The organism is Streptomyces sp. P17, from assembly GCF_032436805.1.
In the GTDB taxonomy this organism is placed as follows: domain Bacteria; phylum Actinomycetota; class Actinomycetes; order Streptomycetales; family Streptomycetaceae; genus Streptomyces.
Window position 1 is genome coordinate 42,704 of sequence record NZ_JAVRBF010000015.1, and the last position, 19,010, is coordinate 61,713.

Sequence of the window (19,010 nt, forward strand, 5' to 3'; positions counted from 1 at the left end):
GCCCCTCCCCTGTGTGCCGGTTTCCTGTTCCCACGGTAGCGGCCGAGAGGTCCAGACCATATGAGCCGAAAATGCGCATCCCTCACATCTCCGGCGTATCGTCGTTTCTGAGTCACCTCCGGAAGGAGCTCTGGATGGGCATCTTCGACAGATTCAAGAGCAACCGCGGGATGCAGGACAAAGCCAAGGACATGTCCGACACCGCGGAGAAGAAGGTCAACGACAAGACGGGCAACAAGTACGAGAACCAGGTCGACGACGCGCAGCGCAGAGGCGAAGGCGCGCTCGGCATGGACCGGGACAGGCCCGACCAACCGTAGGGCCCAGGCCGGAGAGCCATCCTGGAAGTGAGGCCGTCCGCGGAGACCCACCACCCGCGGACGGCTTCGCCGTGCCACGTACATGCCGGGCCGAATCCGGCCCCCGCCTCCAAAGGAAGCCCCGGCGCCCCTCAGACCTTGCCTATCCCGAGCGTCGTCTCCGAGGGGAGCAAGCCCGAGGAGAGGACGGCGACCCAGAACTCCCCCAGCAGGTCGGTGAGTCGGTCGATGTCCTGGCGTGTGAGCGAGCTCCAGGGTCCGGCGGCGAGGCGGTCGGTCTGCTCCTCTATGCCACGGCGCAGGCCGTGGCCCGACTCGGTGGCCGTGCCGTCGGGGGTCAGCAGGCCGCGTGCGACGAGGCGTTCGCGTGCCGCCGCCCACTCCTGCGCGCTCCAGCCCCGGCTCTCGAAGCGCTCGACGGACGCGGCGCCTGTCGCGGCGAAGGACACGAGCGACTCGACCGGGTCGAGGCCGGCGACGAGCAGTGCGGCGACGTGGCCATCACCGCGGTGTTCGCGCAGGATCGTCGCCGCATGCCACAGCTGGAGGTGGGGTGGCTCGGGCCAGTCCAGTTCGGCGTTGGCCGCGGCGAGCGGGCGGCCCGCGGTGTTCGCGGTCTGGGCAGCGCGCCAGGCGAGGGCCGCCGCCTCCTTCAGCTCCGGGCTGTCGACGCGGTCACCGAACAGCGCGCGGTATGCCCTGTCCATGCCGCGCAGTCTCGCCTTCACGACGTCGTCGGCGCTCGCGGTCTGCCACGCCGGGTCGATGTGCTCGGCGACCATGCGGGGACTGAAGCTGTAGAAGGCGGAGGTCACGCGCTCACTGCCCACCACGCCCAACGGCGCCGCCCGGAACGGGAAGTAGCTCGGCCAGCGCTCCTTGGTGTCGTACCCGAGCGCGGCGGCCTCCTCGAACACCTCCGGCGCGTAATACAGCACCGCATGCAGCGGCTCCAACAGGTGCCAGAGCTGACGGACGCGGGCCGGTTCGATCCCGCCGGGCTCTTCGCCGTACGCCGACATGGTGTTTCCCCCTCGCACTCCAGACCCCGGAGCCGGAAGCCCGCTCCGCAACTTGACACTGACAAGATTGCCCGAGCCCCTCGAACTTGTCAATGCCTAGATTCCGCGTACGCTGCTGTGCATGACCCCCGCACCGGCCAAGAAGGCCACCGAACGCCCGTACCACCACGGTGACCTGCGCCGCGCCATCCTCACCGCCGCGCTCGAAGTCATCGCCACCGACGGACCCTCCGCGCTGAGCCTGCGTGATCTCGCCCGTCGCGCGGAGGTCTCGCACGCGGCGCCGGCCCACCACTTCAAGGACCGCTCCGGGTTGCTCACCGCCATCGCGGCCGAAGGATTCGGGCTGCTCGCGGCCACGCTCACCGAGGCCACGGACCTGAAGGACTCGGGCGTGCGCTACGTACGCTTCGCTCGCGAGCACCCGGCGCACTTCCAGGTCATGTTCTCGCCCGAACTGCTGCGCGCCGACGACCTCGAACTCACCACCGCCCGCGCGCTGGCCGGCGACGCCCTGCGCGGGGCCGTCGCCACCGTGCGGTCCGAGGAACTCGGCATCGACAGCCGCCTCGCGGGCGTCGCGGCGTGGTCGCTGGCCCACGGGTTCGCGACGCTGCTCCTCGGCCACAACCTGGATGGCCCGGTCGGCGAGCGGGATCCGGAGCAGATGTTCCGGGAGTTGGCAGCGATGCTGTTCCGGCGCGAGCCCTGAGCCGCCGCGCTCCGCTCAGGGCACCGGGTTCCGTACCAGCCACTCCTGGAACTCGCGGTGGCGGAACTGGTAGGCGACGCCGGAGGTGCGCATCAGCCCGGCGGTGACGGACCAGTCGAGGAAGCGGGCGAGGCGGAGGGGGAGGCGTGGGCGGTTCCAGAGGAGGAAGGCCATGTAGCCAACCGGCCCTCTGAAGGCACCCATGAACATGAGCAGGACCCAGCACAAAAGGCTCACGCTGAAGTAGGTTAATCCCGAACCGACCGTCAGCAGGGCGACCATAGCGATGAGAAACGCGACGTACAGGGCCGCGTTCCGCAGTACGCCGGTGGGCCCGCAGGCGGCGACTTCGATCCAACCGCCGGCCTCCATCAGGCACCAGAGCACCATACTGACCGCCGCCAGGACGCCCGCCTGCCACACATTCCCGGTCGGCGGCGGAAGCGACCCCACCCATACGGACATGAACAGCACCAGCGCCACGTCGAACGGGTAGGACCATTGAATGCGCCGCGGGTAGCGCATCATGAGCCGGAAGCCCACCCGCCACAACGGACTGCCGAGCGGCGGGATTCCGGAGGTCACAGGCGCCAACGTCTGCGGGAACAGCTTTGGCACAACCGCGATGGCGACCGGGAAGAACACCCCCACGAAGAACCAGAAGGTGGATGCCCCCACGGCGGCCATGCAGGCAACTGTCCCGCTGGCCAGGACCAGCAGCGCCGCGACGCCCCACCACACCGTGGCGACCTGCCACGGCGGGATCCGGCGTTCAAGTTCCAGCAGTGCCAGATCCGTCTCGGCACCGCTGCCCGAACCAAGGGAGCGTGCGAGAACACCGAGCCAGCGATGGACGTCATCGCTCGCATAGCGCCCGGGCGCCCCCGTTGTGGCCGCCCCGACATAGCGCGCAAGCAGCAGATCCGCCACACCCTCGCTCGTCGTAGCCGTAAGCAACCCCCCCCCGGATCCCCCTCCGGTTCATACACAGTCGCCGCCAGCGTCAGCCGCCAAGGCGTGGACAGCGCCCGCGCCAGCACCCCCGTCGGCTCGGCCGCCAGCCGGTCCAGCACCGGCTGCCAGGGCAAGGGCCGCCGGGCCGCCCCGCGCCGGGACAGGAACAGGTGGGCCCGGTCCGGTGTGACGGGGTCGATCTCGATGCGGGCCGAGTCGAGGATGTGCCGTCCCTCGGCCTCGAAGGCGTCGTACTCCGACGTACGACAGGTCAGCACCAGCGGCGCGGCATCCGTGCCGTCCTGGTAGCGGTCCAGCGCCTCCAGCGCGGTCCTGGCCCGGCGCCGGTCCGCGGGGGCCGCCGAGCCGTCCATCTCGTCGAGGCCGTCGAGCACCGGCAGCACCATGCGGGCGCGCAGCACCTGGCCGGCGGAGGAGCGGGGGATGCCGTAGTCGCGTTCCAGGTGCCGGGCGATCCACTCGGCCAGGGGCTCGTCCTCGTCCCAGTCGGCGAGCGCGATCATCACGGGGACGGGTTCCTGCTCGGTGCGCACCCGGTTGAACTCCATGACGAGCTTGCGCGCCAGCACCGTCTTGCCGGCGCCCGGTTCACCGGTGATGACCAGCCGACTGGGTCTGATCTCCCGGAAGTCCTCGACGACCTGGGCCAGTTGGAGCGCCGGGGCGGCCGGGAGTACGGCGGCCCGGGCGCCCGACTGGGGGCGGAAGCGGAAGGTCACGTCGATGGGGGTGAGATCGCCGCCGAGGCTCTGCCGCCACTGCGGTTCGCCCACCTCCCGCACGGCGTTCCCCAGCCGGGCCACCGCCGCCACGACGTCCTCGCCGGCGCCCCGCGGACGCCAGAAGGTGGCGAACATGCCGACCAGGCCGACGATCGCGCACGCCAGCGCCATCATGTCGGTGCGCTCGGACAGTTCCAGGGCGCCGTCCTTGGCCGACAGGGCCCACAAGAGCCCCGCCAGAAGCAGCACACAGCCGCCGAGCCCCAGCGTCCACCGACGTGCCATCGACCGCCCCCGTCCCCCGGATCGCATCGCCGACATCTTGCCGGAGGGCGGGGCCGGCCCACGGCGTAATCGTCGCTACGACCCCAGAATCGACGCCAGGAACTCCCCGGTCCAGCCCAGCAGTTCCCGCCCGACCAACGGCTTCCCGCCCACCTTCGCCGTCTTGGGCCGCGGCACCAGCACCTGATGCACGGCCGGCTTGATCACGGTGCCGGGGTACAGACGCTTCAGCCGCAGCTCCTGCGACTCGCGCAACTCCACCGGCGCGAAGCGGATGTTGCTGGCCTGCAGGACGATCTCGCCGACGCCGCACGCGCGGGCGAGCATCCGCAGGCCTGCCACCAGCAGCAGGTTCTCCACCGGCTCGGGCAACTTGCCGTAGCGGTCGACGAGTTCCTCGCGTACGGCCTTGATGTCCTCCTCCGTGTTGGCGGAGGCGATGGAGCGGTAGGCCTGCAGGCGCAGCCGCTCGCCCGGCGCGTAGTCGTGCGGGACGTGCGCGTCCACCGGGAGCTCGATCTTGACCTCCAGCGGCGGCTCCTCCTCCACGCCGCCTTCCAGGGACGCGCGGTAGTCCGCCACCGCCTCGCCGACCATACGGACGTACAGGTCGAAGCCGACGCCCGCGATATGACCGGACTGCTCGCCGCCGAGGAGATTGCCCGCGCCGCGGATCTCCAGGTCCTTCATCGCCACGTACATGCCCGCGCCCATCTCCGTGTGCTGGGCGATCGTCGCCAGACGCTCGTGGGCCGTCTCCGTGAGCGGCTTCTCCGGCGGGTAGAGGAAGTACGCGTACCCGCGCTCCCTGCCACGTCCCACCCGGCCGCGCAGCTGGTGCAGTTGCGACAGACCGAAGTTGTCGCCGCGCTCCACGATCAGCGTGTTGGCGTTGGAGATGTCGATGCCGGACTCGACGATCGTCGTCGACACGAGCACGTCGAACTTCTTCTCCCAGAAGTCGACCACGACCTGCTCCAGCGCCGTCTCCGACATCTGGCCGTGCGCGGTCGCGATCCGCGCCTCGGGGACGATCTCGCGGAGTCTCGCCGCCGCGCGGTCGATCGACTCCACCCGGTTGTGGATGTAGAAGACCTGGCCCTCGCGCAGGAGTTCACGGCGGATCGCCGCGCCGATCTGCTTCTCCTCGTAAGGACCGACGAAGGTCAGGACCGGGTGCCGTTCCTCCGGGGGTGTGGTGATCGTGGACATCTCACGGATGCCCGTCACCGCCATCTCCAGGGTCCTCGGGATCGGGGTCGCGGACATCGTCAGGACGTCGACATTGGCGCGCAGCTTCTTCAGCTGCTCCTTGTGCTCGACGCCGAAGCGCTGCTCCTCGTCGACGATGACCAGACCCAGGTCCTTGAACTTCGTCTCCGAGGAGAAGAGGCGGTGCGTGCCGATGACGATGTCCACCGCGCCGTCCTTGAGGCCCTCCAGGACCGCCTTGGCCTCGGTGTCCGTCTGGAAGCGGGACAACGCGCGTACGTTGACCGGGAACTGGGAGTACCGCTCGCTGAACGTCCCGAAGTGCTGCTGCACCAGCAGCGTCGTCGGCACCAGCACCGCCACCTGCTTGCCGTCCTGTACGGCCTTGAAGGCGGCGCGGACCGCGATCTCCGTCTTGCCGTAGCCGACGTCGCCGCAGATCAGGCGGTCCATCGGGACCGTCTTCTCCATGTCCTCCTTGACCTCGGCGATGGTGGTGAGCTGGTCCGGCGTCTCCGCGTAGGGGAAGGCGTCCTCCAGCTCGCGCTGCCACGGGGTGTCCGAGCCGAAGGCGTGTCCCGGGGCCGCCATCCGCGCGCTGTACAGCTTGATCAGGTCGGCCGCGATCTCCTTGACGGCCTTCTTCGCGCGTGCCTTGGTCTTCGTCCAGTCCGCGCCGCCCAGGCGGTGCAGCGTGGGCGCCTCGCCGCCGACGTACTTGGTGATCTGCTCCAGCTGGTCGGTGGGGATGTAGAGCCGGTCGCCGGGCTGGCCGCGCTTGGCGGGGGCGTACTCCACGACGAGGTACTCGCGCGTGGCGCCCTGCACGGTCCGCTGGACCATCTCGATGTAGCGGCCCACGCCGTGCTGCTCGTGGACGATGTAGTCGCCGGCCTCAAGGGTGAGCGGGTCGATGGTCTTGCGACGGCGCGCGGGCATGCGGGCGCCGTCCTTGCCGGCCGCCTTCTGGCCGGACAGGTCGGTCTCCGTGAGGACGGCGAGCTTGAGCGCCGGGTCGACGAAGCCGTAGTCGATCGAGCCGCACGCCACGTGCACGACGGACGGGCTCAGCGCCGTCAGGTCCGCGTCCAGGCGGGCGGCGATGCCCTCGCCGCCGAGCACCTCGACGGTGCGGGCCGCGGGGCCGTGGGCCTCGGTGACGTAGACCGCGCGCCAGCCGTCGGCGAGCCAGCCCTTGGTGTCGGCGAGCGCCTTCGCGGTGTCGCCTCGGTAGGTCTCGGGCGCGTGCATGCCGAGCTTGAGGGTGTCGGCCTCTTCGAGCGCCTCGTCCGCCGCGAACGGCGACACCGACCACCACATCATGTCCAGCTCGCGCGCGCGGTCGCGGACGTCCGCGATCGACCACAGGGAGGCCGCGCCGACGTCGATGGGCGCCTCGCCACCGCCCGCCGTGGCCGCCCAGGACGCCTGAAGGAACTCCTGCGAGGTGGCCACGAGATCGGCGGCACGCGTGCGTACCCGCTCCGGATCGCACACCAGGGCCATCGCGCCCTTGGGCAGGACGTCGAGCAGCAGTACCATGTCGTCGACCAGGACCGGAGCCAGCGACTCCATCCCTTCTACGGCGATCCCCTCGCCGATCTTGCCGAGCAGCTCGCCGAGCTCCGGGTGCTGCTCGGCGAGTGCACGCGCGCGTGCCCGTACGTCCTCGGTGAGCAGCAGCTCGCGGCAGGGCGGCGCCCACAGGCCGTGCTCGGCGACCTCAAGGGAGCGCTGGTCGGCGACCTTGAAGTAGCGGATCTCCTCCACGTCGTCGCCCCAGAACTCGATGCGCAGGGGGTGTTCCTCGGTGGGCGGGAACACATCGAGGATGCCGCCTCGTACGGCGAACTCGCCGCGCTTCTCGACCAGCTCGACGCGGGAGTACGCGGCGGCGGCGAGGGCCTCGACGATGACGTTCAGGTCGGCGGTCTGACCGGTGCGCAGGGCCACCGGTTCCAGGTCGCCGAGGCCCTTGACCTGCGGCTGGAGAACCGAGCGGACGGGCGCGACGACGACGGAGACCGGGCCGGTCTCGGGGTCGTCGGGGCGAGGGTGGGCCAGGCGCCTGAGGACGGCGAGGCGACGGCCGACGGTGTCGCTGCGGGGGCTGAGGCGCTCGTGCGGCAGGGTCTCCCAGGAGGGGTACTCCACGACGCCCTCCGGGGGGAGGAGGGAGCGCAGGGCGGCCGCCAGGTCCTCGGCCTCCCGGCCCGTAGCGGTCACCGCGAGCACGGGGCGGCCGGACTCGCGGGCCAGGGCGGCGACCGCGAAGGGGCGGGCCGCCGGGGGGCCGACGAGGTCGACGTGCATACGGTTGCCGTCGGTGGCCGCGGCGATCGCTTCCGCGAGGGCGGGGTCCTTGACGACGGCGTCGAGCAGACCGTGCAGGCTCATGTGGAGGGAGCTTCCGTCCGGGGGTGGGCAACGCGAAGGGCCCGACTCGTCGTACGGGCCGGGGGTCTCCAGCGTACGTCGCTGCGCGGGCGGGCGCCGGGGCTGTGGACAACGTGGGTTGTCCACAGGTCCGGCGCGGGTGCGGGCCTTGCGGTTTCTCGCCCCCGCCGCCCCTACCCGTCCCATCCCGGGGCGCTGCCCCGGACCCCCGCTGGGGGCTTGCGCCCCCAGACCCCCCTTCGGCCCTGAACGGGCCCCGTCCTCAAACGCCGGACGGGCGGAAAGACAACGACCGCCGGGCTGGAAGACGAAACGCCCGGTGCCGGGAAGCCCCCAGGGCTTCCCGGCACCGGTTCCCCCGCAACCCCCGTATGCGGTGGCTACTCCGTCGCGATCGCGTTCAGTACGTTCATCCGGCCCGCCCGGAACGCCGGGATCAGGGCCGCGAACAGGCCCACGAAGGCCGAGCCGATGAAGACGCCGCCGATGGTGATCCAGGGGATCTCCAGAACCTTCAGGCCCTCCAGGGCGAGCAGCTTCTGGGCGGTCGCGCCCCAGCCCAAGCCGAGGCCCAGGCCGAGCAGGGCACCGAAGAGGGCGATGACCACCGACTCCATGCGGATCATGCGGCGCAGCTGGCGGCGGGAGAGGCCGATCGCCCTCATGAGGCCGATCTCACGCGTGCGCTCCACCACCGACAGGGCCAGGGTGTTCACCACACCCAGGATCGCGACGATGATCGCGAGGGCCAGCAGGCCGTAGATCATCTTCAGCAGCTGGCCGATCTGGTCCTTCAGGGCCTCCTTGTAGTCGGTCTGGTCGCGCACGGTGTACTGCGGGTAGTCGTCCAGCGCCGACTTCAGGGACTTGTACGCGGCGTCCTGCTGCCCCTCCTTCGCCGAGGCGAAGATCAGCTGGTCGAGCGGCATCTTGTCGGCCGGCACGTACTTGGCGAGCGTGGCGATCGAGGTGTACTTGGAGCCCGCGTCGATGACGACGTCACTGCTGGTGATCGCCCGGACCGTCAGCTCGGCCGTGGCGCCGCCCTTGAAGGCGACCTCGATCTTCGAACCGAGCTTGATGTCGTGGTCCTTGGCGAACTTCTCGTGGACGGACATCGAGTCGGGCTTGTAGGCGTCGGCGAGGTTTCCGGCGACCGTCTTGGTGCGCAGGTCCTCGGCGTACGTCGGGTCGGCCGCGGTGATGTCGGTGTCCTTGAGCGTCTCGCCGTCGGGGGTGGTGTAGTCCGCCTTGGCGATCTTGTACTCGGTGACATGGTCGAGCCCCGGCGTCGCCTTCGCCGCCTTCACGGCCTCCGGAGTGACCAGCTGGCCGCTGTCGGACTGGACGATGAAGTCCGTGCCGACGGTCTTGTCGAGCTGGTCCGTCGCCGAGGCGACCATCGAGGAGCCGACGACCGACAGACAGGCGACCAGCGCGAGGCCGATCATCAGGGCGGCGCCCGTGGCGCCCGTACGGCGCGGGTTGCGCAGCGCGTTGCGCTCGGCCATGCGTCCGACCGGGCCGAGCATCCGCAGGATCAGCGCGCCCAGGACCCGCACCACACCCCCCGCGAGCAGCGGGCCGATGACGACGAAGCCGATGAGGGACAGGACGATGCCGAGGCCGAGCCAGAGCGAGCCGTCCTTGGCCTTGTCGGCGGAGGCGGCCAGGTAGAGGGCGTAGCCGCCGCCCGCGGTGAGCAGGGTGCCCAGCACGGCCCGTACCACGCCCGCCTTGGCGTCCGCCGGGGCGCCCGCGTCCCTCAGGGCTGCCATCGGGGAGACCTTGCCCGCGCGGCGGGCCGGCAGATAGGCGGCGAGGACGGTGACGACCACGCCGAGGACCAGGCCGATGGCCGGGGTGGTCCAGACGATCGTCAGGTCGGAGGTGGACAGCTCCATGCCCATGGAGCCCATGAGCTCCATCAGGCCGATCGCGAGCCCCACGCCCGCGCCGACCCCCAGCACCGAGCCGACCGTGCCCAGCAGCAGCGCCTCCACCAGCACCGACCGGTTGACCTGCTTGCGGCTGGAGCCGATGGCCCGCATCAGGCCGATCTCGCGGGTGCGCTGGGCGACCAGCATCGAGAAGGTGTTGATGATCAGGAAGATGCCGACGAGGAAGGCGATCCCGGCGAAGCCGAGCATGGCGTACTTCATGACGTTCATGAATTCCGCGACGTCGTCCTGGTTGGCGTCGGCGGTCTCCTTGGCCGTCATCACCTTGTAGTCGCCGCCGGTCTCGGCGAGCACGTTCTTCTTCAGCTGCGCGTCGGTGACACCGCTCGCCGCCGTGACGTTGACGTTCGTGTAGACGTCCGGCTCACCCACCAGCGCCTGCTGGGCGGTCTTGGTGTCCAGGTAGAAGATCGCCGCGCCGGGGTTGGTGACCTGGAAGTCGGCGATGCCGGAGATCTTCGCGGTGTGCGTGCCGACCGCGCTGATCACGCCGATCTCGTCACCGAGCTTCAGGTCGTGCTTGTCGACCGTGTCCGCGTCCACCATGACCTGGTCGGGGCCCTTGGGCGCCGTACCGGAGGTGATCTTCATGGTGCGGGCTTCGTTGCTGTTCCAGCTGCCGACGATGGTCGGGGCGCCGCTGGAGGGCGAGAGGCTGTCCTTGTCGCCGTCGACGACGGTGACCGAGGTGGAGAAGACGGCCCCCTCCGCCGACTTCACGCCCTGCACGCCGCGCACCTCGTCCAGCACGGCGGCCGGCATGACCGGCGGCTTGCCGTTGTCGGCGGTGGTCTCGCCGGTGTCCGAGGCTTCCTTCGAACTGACCGTCACATCGGAGGAGGTGGCGGCGAACAACCTGTCGAAGGTCGTGTTCATGGTGTCGGTGAACACAAGGGTTCCGCAGACGAAGGCCACCGACAGCAGGACGGCCACGGCCGACAGGGCCATGCGTCCCTTGTGCGCGAAGAAGTTGCGCATCGAGGTCTTCAGCACGGTCATGACGTACGCCCCCGGGCGTCGAAGTCCTTCATGCGGTCCAGGACGGCCTCGGCGGTCGGCTTGAACATCTCGTCGACGATGCGTCCGTCGGCGAGGTACAGCACACGGTCCGCGTAGGAGGCGGCGACCGGGTCGTGCGTGACCATCACGATGGTCTGCCCGAGCTCGTCGACCGAACGGCGCAGGAAGCCCAGTACCTCGGCACCCGCGCGTGAGTCGAGATTCCCGGTCGGCTCGTCACCGAAGATGATCTCCGGGCGGGCGGCCAGCGCCCGGGCCACGGCGACGCGCTGCTGCTGACCGCCGGAGAGCTGGGTGGGCCGGTGCTTGAGCCGCGAGGAGAGACCGACGGTCTCGACGACCCTCGCCAGCCACTCCCGGTCCGGCTTGCGGCCCGCGATGTCCATCGGCAGCGTGATGTTCTCGATCGCGTTCAGCGTCGGCAGCAGGTTGAACGCCTGGAAGATGAAGCCGATCCGGTCCCGGCGCAGCTGCGTGAGCTTCTTGTCCTTCAGGCCGGTGATCTCGGTCTCGTCCAAATAGATCTGACCGCTGGTCACGGTGTCGAGACCGGCGAGGCAGTGCATGAGGGTGGACTTGCCGGAACCCGAGGGGCCCATGATCGCGGTGAACTGTCCCCGCGCGATGTCCACGTCCACATGGTCCAGGGCGACGACCCGGGTCTCCCCGGACCCGTAGGCCTTCACGACCTGCCGCGCCCGGGCGGCAACGGCCGTACGCCCTCCAGTGCCCCCGTGCCTGGGAATGGTTACGGCCGATGTCATGGCAAATCTCCTATGTCGGTCAGCAGATGAGTCGTGCGAAGCGGTACGTCGATGAGTCTGGTCGTGGGAGGGGCCTCGGCGCGCTGGTGCCCAGCGCAGTCTTCTGCGGGGGAAAACCCCACCACCGTGAGGCCGGTCAGCCGCCCCTCAGCGGCGTAAAGCCAGGTTAAGGACCGGCCCGGGACCGTCTCGTCCTCCGCCGGTACGAACCCTCCCCGGGCCCTGGTACGGAGGTCCCCCTAGGGGCAGTGCACCTTTCGACGGAGTTCTTCTCGGGGTCGCCTCCTCCCTCAGCCTCATCCCTGCCGCCACGTGAGGTTCAAGTGGGATGCTGTCGGCGGCAGATAGATGCAGGGGGAAGGAATCCGGTGGGCGGCGAGACGACACCCGCGATACGCGACTCCGCACAGCGCACCGGAACCGACCGCCGCGGCGCTGTCGTGGCCGCCCTGATGCTGGCGATGGCTCTCGCGGCGCTCGACGCCACGATCGTCTCCACCGCCGTCCCCCAGATCGTCGGCGACCTCGGCGGCTTCTCCTACTTCTCCTGGCTCTTCTCCGGCTATCTGCTGGCCGTGACCGTCTCGCTCCCCGTCTACGGCAAGCTCTCCGACACCTTCGGCCGCAAGCCGGTGCTGGTCGCGGGCGCGGCCGTGTTCCTGTTCGGCTCACTGCTGTGCGCCCTCGCCTGGAACATGGGGGCGCTGATCGCCTTCCGGATCGTGCAGGGCCTCGGCGGCGGCGCGCTCCAGGGCACGGTCCAGACGCTCGCCGCCGATCTGTACCCGCTCAAGGAGCGCCCCAAGATCCAGTCGAAGCTGTCCACGGTGTGGGCGGTGTCCGCCGTCGCGGGTCCCGGCGTGGGCGGCCTGCTGGCGGCGTACGCCGACTGGCGGTGGATCTTCCTCGTCAACCTTCCCGTCGGGGCGGTGGCATTGTGGCTGATCGTGCGTCATCTGCACGAGCCGGAGCGGAAAAAGCCCGCCACGCGCGCGCGTGTCGACTGGGCCGGCGCGCTCGCGGTGTTCGCGTGCGGCGGCGTCCTGCTGACGGCGCTGGTCCAGGGCGGCGTGGCCTGGCCCTGGCTGTCCGCGCCCTCACTGGCCCTGCTGGCCACGGGAGTCGTCCTCGCGGCGGCCGTCGTCCTGGTGGAGCGCCGGGCGGCCGATCCGATCATCCCGGGCTGGGTGTGGCGCCGCCGTACGATCGCCGCGGTCAATCTCGCCCTCGGCGCGCTGGGCCTGCTGATGGTCGCCCCGACGGTCTTCCTGCCCACCTACGCCCAGTCGGTGCTCGGACTCGGTCCCGTGGCCGCCGGATTCGTGCTGTCCGTATGGACGTTGAGCTGGCCGGTGTCGGCCGCGTTCAGTCAGCACGTGTATCGCAGGATCGGCTTCCGCGACACCGCGATCCTCGGCATGGCGACGGCGGCACTGATCCTCTTCGCCTTCCCGTTCCTGCCCTATCCGGGCCAGGCCTGGCAGCCGACGCTGCTGATGCTGCTGCTCGGCGGGGCGCTCGGGCTCTTCCAACTGCCGCTGATCGTGGGCGTCCAGTCGACCGTGGGCTGGTCGGAGCGCGGCACCACCACGGCGTCGGTGCTGTTCTGCCGGCAGACCGGCCAGACGCTGGGCGCGGCGGCCTTCGGCGCCATCGCCAACGGCGTTCTCGCCGCGCGCGTGGGCGGTGCGAGGGACCTGGACTCCGTCACCCGCGCACTCGGCTCCGGTACGGCGGCGGAGGCGACCCGGCAGGCCATCGCGGACGCCGTGCACGCCGTGTATCTGGGCGCGGCCTGCGCGGCGACGCTGGCGGTCGTGGTGCTGTTGATCCTGGCGCCACGGAAATTCCCTGTGATCGGGGACTGAGCCGTCCCTATCCTGAGTCGCATGGTGAGGGTGGAGCGGCTGCGAGCCGATCATGCGGACGCGGTGCTGGCCTTCGAGCGCGAGAACCGCGCGTACTTCGCGCGCACGATCCCCGACCGCGGTGACGACTACTTCGAGCCCGCCGGCTTCGCCGCCCGCCACCGGGCACTCCTCGCCGAACAGGACCTCGGCATCTGCCACTTCCACGTCCTCCTCGACGACGAGGGCCGGCTGATCGGCCGTATCAACCTGATCGACGCCGAGGGCGGCAGCGCCGAGGTCGGCTACCGCGTCGGGGAGAGCGCGGCGGGCAGGGGCGTGGCGACGGCGGCCGTCGGGGCGGTGTGCGGGCTGGCTGCCACGGCGTACGCGCTCACCGAACTGACCGCGGTCACGACGCTGGACAACCTGGCGTCCCGGGCGGTCCTGGAGCGCAACTCCTTCTCGTCCACCGGCGAGCTCATGATCGGCGGGCAGCCCGGCATCGCCTATCGCCGCGCGTTGCAGGGGACGGCGCTCTCGAAAAGTCGGAGTTAACGGGGGTAACACCCGAGGTCAGACCCTTCGGAGCGAAAGTATGCGCACACCGACCACTCAGTTTGCCGAAAGCCTCGCGGATCTTGCTACCACCGAGTAACGTGCGTCACCCGCTCCACCGCCCCCCACCTCCCTGCGGTCCGCACCTGGACCCGAGCCGCCACGCAAGGAGCACGGGATGTCCTCCGACCCGTATCCGCCGTACCCGCACCAACCACACCCGTCGTACGCCACCTACCCGTGGCTGCCGCCCGCCCCCGCCGACCCCCCGCAGCACCGCACCCAGCGCCACCCCGCGCTCGGGCACCACAGCGATCTGCGCATCCTGCGCAGCGCCTACCGCTGGCAGCGGCGCACCGCAACCCTCACCGCGCTCGGCTACTTCATCCTGTTCCTGATCCTGTCGGTGACCGCGCCGTCCTTCATGACGAGCACCGTCACCGACGGCCTGCCCACCGGACTGCTGCTCGCCCTGATCCAGCTCCCCGTCACCTGGCTGGCGATCGCGCTGTACGAGCACACCGCGCGCCGTTACGTCGACCCGCTCGCGGACCGCATCCGCAAGCAGGCCGCGGTGGACGCCCGGCGCGAGGAGGCGTCGCGCCGATGACCACGCAGTTCAGCGGTGACGCACAGGCGATGTCCCTGGTGGCGTTCTCCGCCGTCGCCACGATCACGCTGCTGCTGTGCGTGATGACCGGCCCCGACCGGGACGACCTCGACGAGTTCTACACCGGCTACGGGTCTCTGTCAGCCATGCGCAACGGCCTGGCCATAGGTGGCGACTACATATCCGCCGCGACCGTGCTCGGCACCACCGGGGTCATCGCCCTGTACGGCTACGACGGCATCGTCCTCGCCCTCAGTACGGCGCTGTCGCTGATGCTGCTGATGTTCCTGCTGGCCGAACCGCTGCGCAACGCGGGCCGGTTCACCATGGGCGACGCGCTGACCCGCCGGATGCCCGGACGGAGCGTGCGGATCACGGCATGCGCGGTGACGATCGCCGCGCTGGTGCCGCTGATGGTGGTCCAACTGGCCGGCACCGGACAGTTGCTGGCGTTCATCCTCGGCTTCTCCGGTGACTCGCTGAAGACGGGCTGCATCATCGGTCTCGGCGCGCTGATGATCAGTTACGCGGCGATCGGCGGGATGAAGGGCACCGCGCTCATCCAGATCCTGAAGATGGTGATGCTGCTCGGCTCGGGCGCCGTGGTCGCCGTACTGGTGCTGAGCAAGTTCGACTGGGACCCGGGGGCGTTGTTCAACGCGGCAGCCGACCAGAGCGGGGTGGGCTCCGCCTTCCTCAACTCCGGGCTGCAGTTCTCGGGCGGGCCGTATCCGGGGCTGGACATGATCAGCTCACAGCTGGCCGTCGTCCTCGGCGGTGCCTGTCTGCCGCATGTCACCATGCGCATGTACACCGCCGACAGCGCCCGTCAGGTACGCCGTTCGATGTCCTGGGCGGTCTCCACGGTCGTGCTGTTCGTGCTGGTCATCACCGTCGTCGGATTCGGCGCGACCGCGCTCATCGGACGGGCCGTGATCGCCGGGGCCGACCCGCAGGGCAACACCGCCTATCTGCTCGGCTCGCAGGCCGCGTTCGGGGCCGAGGTGTCCGCGGCGGAGACCTTCCTGTTCACCACGGTCACCACGGCGATCTTCCTCACACTGCTGGCCTCGGTCGCCGGAATGATCCTCGCCTGCGCCAACTCCCTCGCCCATGACGTGTTCGCCGCCCGGGTGAGGGAGTTGTCCGGGCGCCGCGAGATGATGCTGGCGCGGCTGTCCGCCCTGGCGGTCGGAGCGCCGGCGATTCTCCTCGCCACGATGGCGCAGCACCGCAGCCTCCAGCCACTGGTGACGCTGTCCTTCTGCCTCGGCGCCTCGGCCATCGCGCCCGCGCTGGTGTACAGCCTCTTCTGGCGCCGGTACACCCGAACCGGCCTGCTCAGCACGATGATCGGCGGTTCGCTGGTGGTGCTGTTGATGATGCCCGGCACGAATCTGGTCTCCGGATCGCCCTTCTCCGCCTTCCCCGAGGCCGACTTCAACTGGTTCCCGTTCACGACGACCGGACTCGTCTCCATTCCGGCCGGGTTCCTTTTCGGGTGGCTGGGGACCGTGGTCTCGGGTCGCCGGAAGGCCGAGGAACAGCGGCGGCAGTACGAGGCCGTGGAGGGGTGGATTCTGGCGGGGGCCGTACGTCGGCAGGGTTGACGTCCGCGGGGAGATTCCGATCTCCCCGGCAACCCTTCGCGCCGTCGGTGGCGACTGGGGGACGGAAGCGCACTTGATCTTCCGTCTCCCCCGAACTTCCGAACGAGAGCGATGACGTGAGCGAGAGAGCAACTGCCCGCAGGCACCGGCCGCGGCGCAGGAAAGCGACCCCCCGCAGGGCTCTTCTGATCGGCGGCCTGGTCACCGCCCTGGGCGCGGGCGCGGTCACCGGCGGCATGCTGATGACGGCCTCGGCGTCCGGGCCCGGCGCGGGCACGTACCGCCTGGTGAACGCGGCCGACAGCACATGTCTGACCGTGCCGTCCACCGGGACCCGGCTGGCCACGGCGGCATGCGACGACGGCGCCGGCGCGCAGGCCTGGCAACTGGTCGACGCGGACGGCGGGTTCACCGTCGAGGCCGCCGACAGCGGGCTGTGCGCCACGGTGAAGGACGCGTCGAAGTCGGCCGGCAAGGCGGTGCAGCAGCAGGCCTGCGACGGGAGCGCGGCCCAGGTGTGGGAGCTCGACGCGGTGGGCGCCGCGTATCACCTGGTCAACGCGGGCAGCGCGAAGTGCCTGAACGTCAAGTCGGCGCTGGTGCAGCAGAACTCGTGCGACAAGGCGAGCACCAAGAGCTGGACGCTGGTGGCGGAGGGGGAGGTGACACCTTCGGCTTCCGCGTCGGCGTCGGCTTCCCCGTCGGCGTCCGCATCCGCCACCAAGTCGGCTACGGCTTCCCCGTCGGCGTCCGCATCCGCCACCAAGTCGGCTACGGCTTCCCCGTCGGCCTCCGCCACGACCTCCCCCTCCAGCGGTACGGCCCTCGCCGCTTGGCCGACCCCCACCGGCAACCAGGCCGTCAGCTCCACCATCGAGGTCTCCGGCACCTACGACGGCACCCTCAAGCGCTTCTACGGCTCCGGTGCCCTCGGCAGCGACGGTCAGTCCGAGAGCCAGGGTCCGCTGTTCGCGCTCGCCGACGGTGCCGTCCTCAAGAACGTCGTCCTCGGCGCGCCGGCCGCCGACGGCGTCCACTGCCTGGGTAGTTGCACGCTCCAGAACGTGTGGTGGGAGGACGTCGGCGAGGACGCCGCGAGCTTCAAGGGCAAGTCGACGTCCGCCAAGTACCTGGTGGACGGCGGCGGCGCCCGCAAGGCGGACGACAAGGTCCTCCAGTTCAACGGCGCGGGCACCCTCACCGTCCGCAACTTCCAGGTCGAGGACTTCGGCAAGCTGGTCCGCTCGTGCGGCAACTGCTCGACGCAGTACCAGCGGCACATCGTCATCGGCAACGTGAAGGCGACCGCCCCCGGCAAGGCCCTGGTGGGCATCAACGCCAACTACGGCGACACCGCGACGCTCTCGGGCGTGACGGTCGTCGGCGACAGGGACCTCACGATCTGCGAGCGCTTCAAGGGCAACAGCAGCGGCGACGAGCCGACGTCGCTGGGCGAGGGCCCCGACGGCACGTACTGCCGCTACAGCACCTCGGACGTCACCTATTAGTGACCTGACCGTCGTGCACCGGTGAACCACGCCGGACCGCGAGTCCCTCGGGAGGGCTCGCGCCGGCTCCCGAAGGGGCGCCCGGGATACGGGGGCTCGGGCGCCCCTGCACCCCTACTCCGCCGCGGCCCGCCCCGTCAGGGTGATGAGGCTGTTGCGTACGTGGTCCATATGGGCGCGTACGTCGTCCCAGCGCTCCCCGTGCTCGCGCAGCACGCGCTCGGTCTCGCTCGCGATCCGGTCCTCGCGCACACGCGCCTCCGCGATCACCTCGGCCGCCCGCGCCCGCGCCTCCTCCTGCAGCCGCCGCCCCGCCGCCTCGGCGTCGGCGAGCGCCTGCTTGGCGTCGGACAGCGCGGCCTCCGCGCGGGTGACCTGTTCGGCCTGCCGGGCCTCGGCCGCGGCCACCCGCTCCTCGGCCTCGCGCTCGAACGCGGCCCACCGTTCGGCGTGCTCCTTGGCCTGCTCGGCGAGGAGTCCGGTGGTGCGCTGCCGCATCTCGCGCAGGGCGGCGAGCGCCTCGCTGCGGCTCTCCTTGACCTCGTGCCGGGCCGCGATCCGGGTCTCGTCCGCCTCGGCACGCGCCGCGAGCAGACGCTGACGTGCGCGCTCCTCCGCCTCGGCGCGTACGGAGTCGGCGTGCGCCTGTGCCGCGCCGTGCACGCTGTCCGCGTGCGCCTGCGCCGCCTCCGCAAGGCGCTGCGCCTCCTGGCGCGCGCCCTCACGCACGGCGCCGGCCTCCTCCACCCCCAGCTCAAAGATGCGCCGCGCGCGCTCCCCGAGCGTGTCGTACGTCTGCGGCGCGAGTCCCGCCACGGTCTCGCGCAGCCGTACCGCCTCGGCCGCCATCTCCTTGGCGAGCACGGTCAGCCGGGCGGCGCGCTCCCAGGCGGCGTCCCGGTCCTGGGAGAGCGCGGCGGCGAACGCGTCGACCTGTTCGGGACGGTAGCCACGCCCCCGTACGGCCACGAAGCCGTGAGGCGGGACCGGTGTGCCGCTCATGCTGGAACCCCTCTCCATCAGACGGACGCAAAATCATGATTTTGCGGACATCTTGATGTATCGGGAAGAAAGGTGCATAACGCGACACTCCGGTCACGGGTCACGGCCGCCATCCTTCGGCGGTACCACGCGCTCGTCACCAGGAGGTGCCCGCGGGCTCCTGGAGCAGCGCGGACAGCTCGGCGTCCGTGAAGAACTCCGTGAAGAACGGAGCCTCGCGCCAGGCGCCGACCGCGGCGATGCGGTCCTCTCCGGCGCCCGCCTTGCGCAGGTTCTGCGTGTGGCCGTACACGCAGGATCTGCAGCCGTTGATCTGGCTGACCCGCAGCCCGACGGCCTCCTGCGTCTCCTGGGACAGACAGATGGGTGCTTCACCTCACTGACGGAGCCCGGACAGCGGATGTGACCGTTCGGCCGAAGGAAATTCCGGGGACACGAAGAAGCCGGGTCCGGCCGTCATGACCGGACCCGGCTTCCACGCGTGC

General features: G+C 70.4%; 15 protein-coding genes and 1 pseudogene. 8 read left to right on the plus strand and 8 right to left on the minus strand.

Features of this window, described 5'->3' with window-relative positions; translation table 11 throughout:
- Positions 1-134: 134 nt before the first annotated feature.
- On the plus strand, positions 135-320 hold the full coding sequence (locus tag RMT89_RS12340; protein ID WP_315883749.1) for an Rv0909 family putative TA system antitoxin: 186 nt from the start codon (positions 135-137) through the stop codon (positions 318-320).
- A gap of 131 nt (positions 321-451) precedes the next feature.
- Here the strand turns inward: RMT89_RS12340 and RMT89_RS12345 are convergent, their stop codons facing one another.
- Positions 452-1,342, minus strand: a complete 891-nt coding sequence (locus RMT89_RS12345; RefSeq protein WP_315883750.1) for an SCO6745 family protein — start codon at positions 1,340-1,342, stop codon at positions 452-454.
- Between the two features lie 121 nt (positions 1,343-1,463).
- On the opposite strand from RMT89_RS12345, the gene RMT89_RS12350 reads away from it, so the two are divergent.
- Positions 1,464-2,054, plus strand: a complete 591-nt coding sequence (locus tag RMT89_RS12350) for a TetR/AcrR family transcriptional regulator (RefSeq protein ID WP_315883751.1) — start codon at positions 1,464-1,466, stop codon at positions 2,052-2,054.
- A gap of 15 nt (positions 2,055-2,069) precedes the next feature.
- On the opposite strand, the gene RMT89_RS12355 is transcribed toward RMT89_RS12350, so the two are convergent.
- The 5 genes from RMT89_RS12355 to RMT89_RS12375 all read right to left on the minus strand — a co-directional run bounded on the left by RMT89_RS12355 (position 2,070) and on the right by RMT89_RS12375 (position 11,390).
- Positions 2,070-2,639, minus strand: coding sequence for a hypothetical protein (locus RMT89_RS12355; RefSeq protein WP_315883752.1), 570 nt, complete (start codon positions 2,637-2,639; stop codon positions 2,070-2,072).
- Positions 2,636-4,036: an NACHT domain-containing protein gene (locus RMT89_RS12360; protein WP_315883753.1), complete on the minus strand. Its 1,401-nt coding sequence runs from the start codon at positions 4,034-4,036 to the stop codon at positions 2,636-2,638. The genes RMT89_RS12355 and RMT89_RS12360 overlap by 4 nt, the downstream gene beginning before the upstream one ends.
- 75 nt (positions 4,037-4,111) lie before the next feature.
- Positions 4,112-7,645, minus strand: coding sequence for a transcription-repair coupling factor (gene mfd, locus RMT89_RS12365; protein WP_315883754.1), 3,534 nt, complete (start codon positions 7,643-7,645; stop codon positions 4,112-4,114).
- A gap of 380 nt (positions 7,646-8,025) precedes the next feature.
- On the minus strand, positions 8,026-10,605 hold the full coding sequence (locus RMT89_RS12370) for an FtsX-like permease family protein (protein ID WP_315883755.1): 2,580 nt from the start codon (positions 10,603-10,605) through the stop codon (positions 8,026-8,028).
- Entirely contained in the window at positions 10,602-11,390 is a 789-nt protein-coding gene (locus tag RMT89_RS12375; protein ID WP_315883756.1) for an ABC transporter ATP-binding protein, read from the minus strand. The genes RMT89_RS12370 and RMT89_RS12375 overlap by 4 nt, the downstream gene beginning before the upstream one ends.
- Before the next feature lie 368 nt (positions 11,391-11,758).
- On the opposite strand from RMT89_RS12375, the gene RMT89_RS12380 reads away from it, so the two are divergent.
- From RMT89_RS12380 to RMT89_RS12405, 6 genes and pseudogenes are all read left to right on the plus strand, one after another.
- Positions 11,759-13,258 (plus strand): MFS transporter, encoded by a 1,500-nt coding sequence (locus tag RMT89_RS12380; RefSeq protein ID WP_315883757.1) that lies wholly within the window; start codon positions 11,759-11,761, stop codon positions 13,256-13,258.
- 21 nt (positions 13,259-13,279) lie between these two features.
- The gene (locus RMT89_RS12385) at positions 13,280-13,795 is read left to right on the plus strand and encodes a GNAT family N-acetyltransferase (protein ID WP_315883758.1); all 516 of its coding nucleotides are present in this window, start codon (positions 13,280-13,282) and stop codon (positions 13,793-13,795) included.
- A 178-nt stretch (positions 13,796-13,973) separates the two neighbouring features.
- Positions 13,974-14,405: a DUF485 domain-containing protein gene (locus RMT89_RS12390; RefSeq protein ID WP_315883759.1), complete on the plus strand. Its 432-nt coding sequence runs from the start codon at positions 13,974-13,976 to the stop codon at positions 14,403-14,405.
- Positions 14,402-16,015 (plus strand): cation acetate symporter, encoded by a 1,614-nt coding sequence (locus RMT89_RS12395; protein WP_315883760.1) that lies wholly within the window; start codon positions 14,402-14,404, stop codon positions 16,013-16,015. Before RMT89_RS12390 ends, RMT89_RS12395 begins: the two co-directional genes overlap by 4 nt.
- Before the next feature lie 242 nt (positions 16,016-16,257).
- Positions 16,258-16,635, plus strand: a pseudogene (locus RMT89_RS12400) (RICIN domain-containing protein); the annotation flags it as partial.
- A 42-nt stretch (positions 16,636-16,677) separates the two neighbouring features.
- Positions 16,678-17,523 (plus strand): pectate lyase, encoded by an 846-nt coding sequence (locus RMT89_RS12405; protein ID WP_399498035.1) that lies wholly within the window; start codon positions 16,678-16,680, stop codon positions 17,521-17,523.
- A 114-nt stretch (positions 17,524-17,637) separates the two neighbouring features.
- On the opposite strand, the gene RMT89_RS12410 is transcribed toward RMT89_RS12405, so the two are convergent.
- Complete coding sequence (locus RMT89_RS12410; RefSeq protein ID WP_315883761.1) at positions 17,638-18,525, minus strand: cellulose-binding protein; 888 nt, start codon at positions 18,523-18,525, stop codon at positions 17,638-17,640.
- Positions 18,526-18,661: 136 nt separating this feature from the next.
- Positions 18,662-18,889: a carboxymuconolactone decarboxylase family protein gene (locus RMT89_RS12415; RefSeq protein ID WP_315883827.1), complete on the minus strand. Its 228-nt coding sequence runs from the start codon at positions 18,887-18,889 to the stop codon at positions 18,662-18,664.
- Between the last annotated feature and the right edge of the window lie 121 nt (positions 18,890-19,010).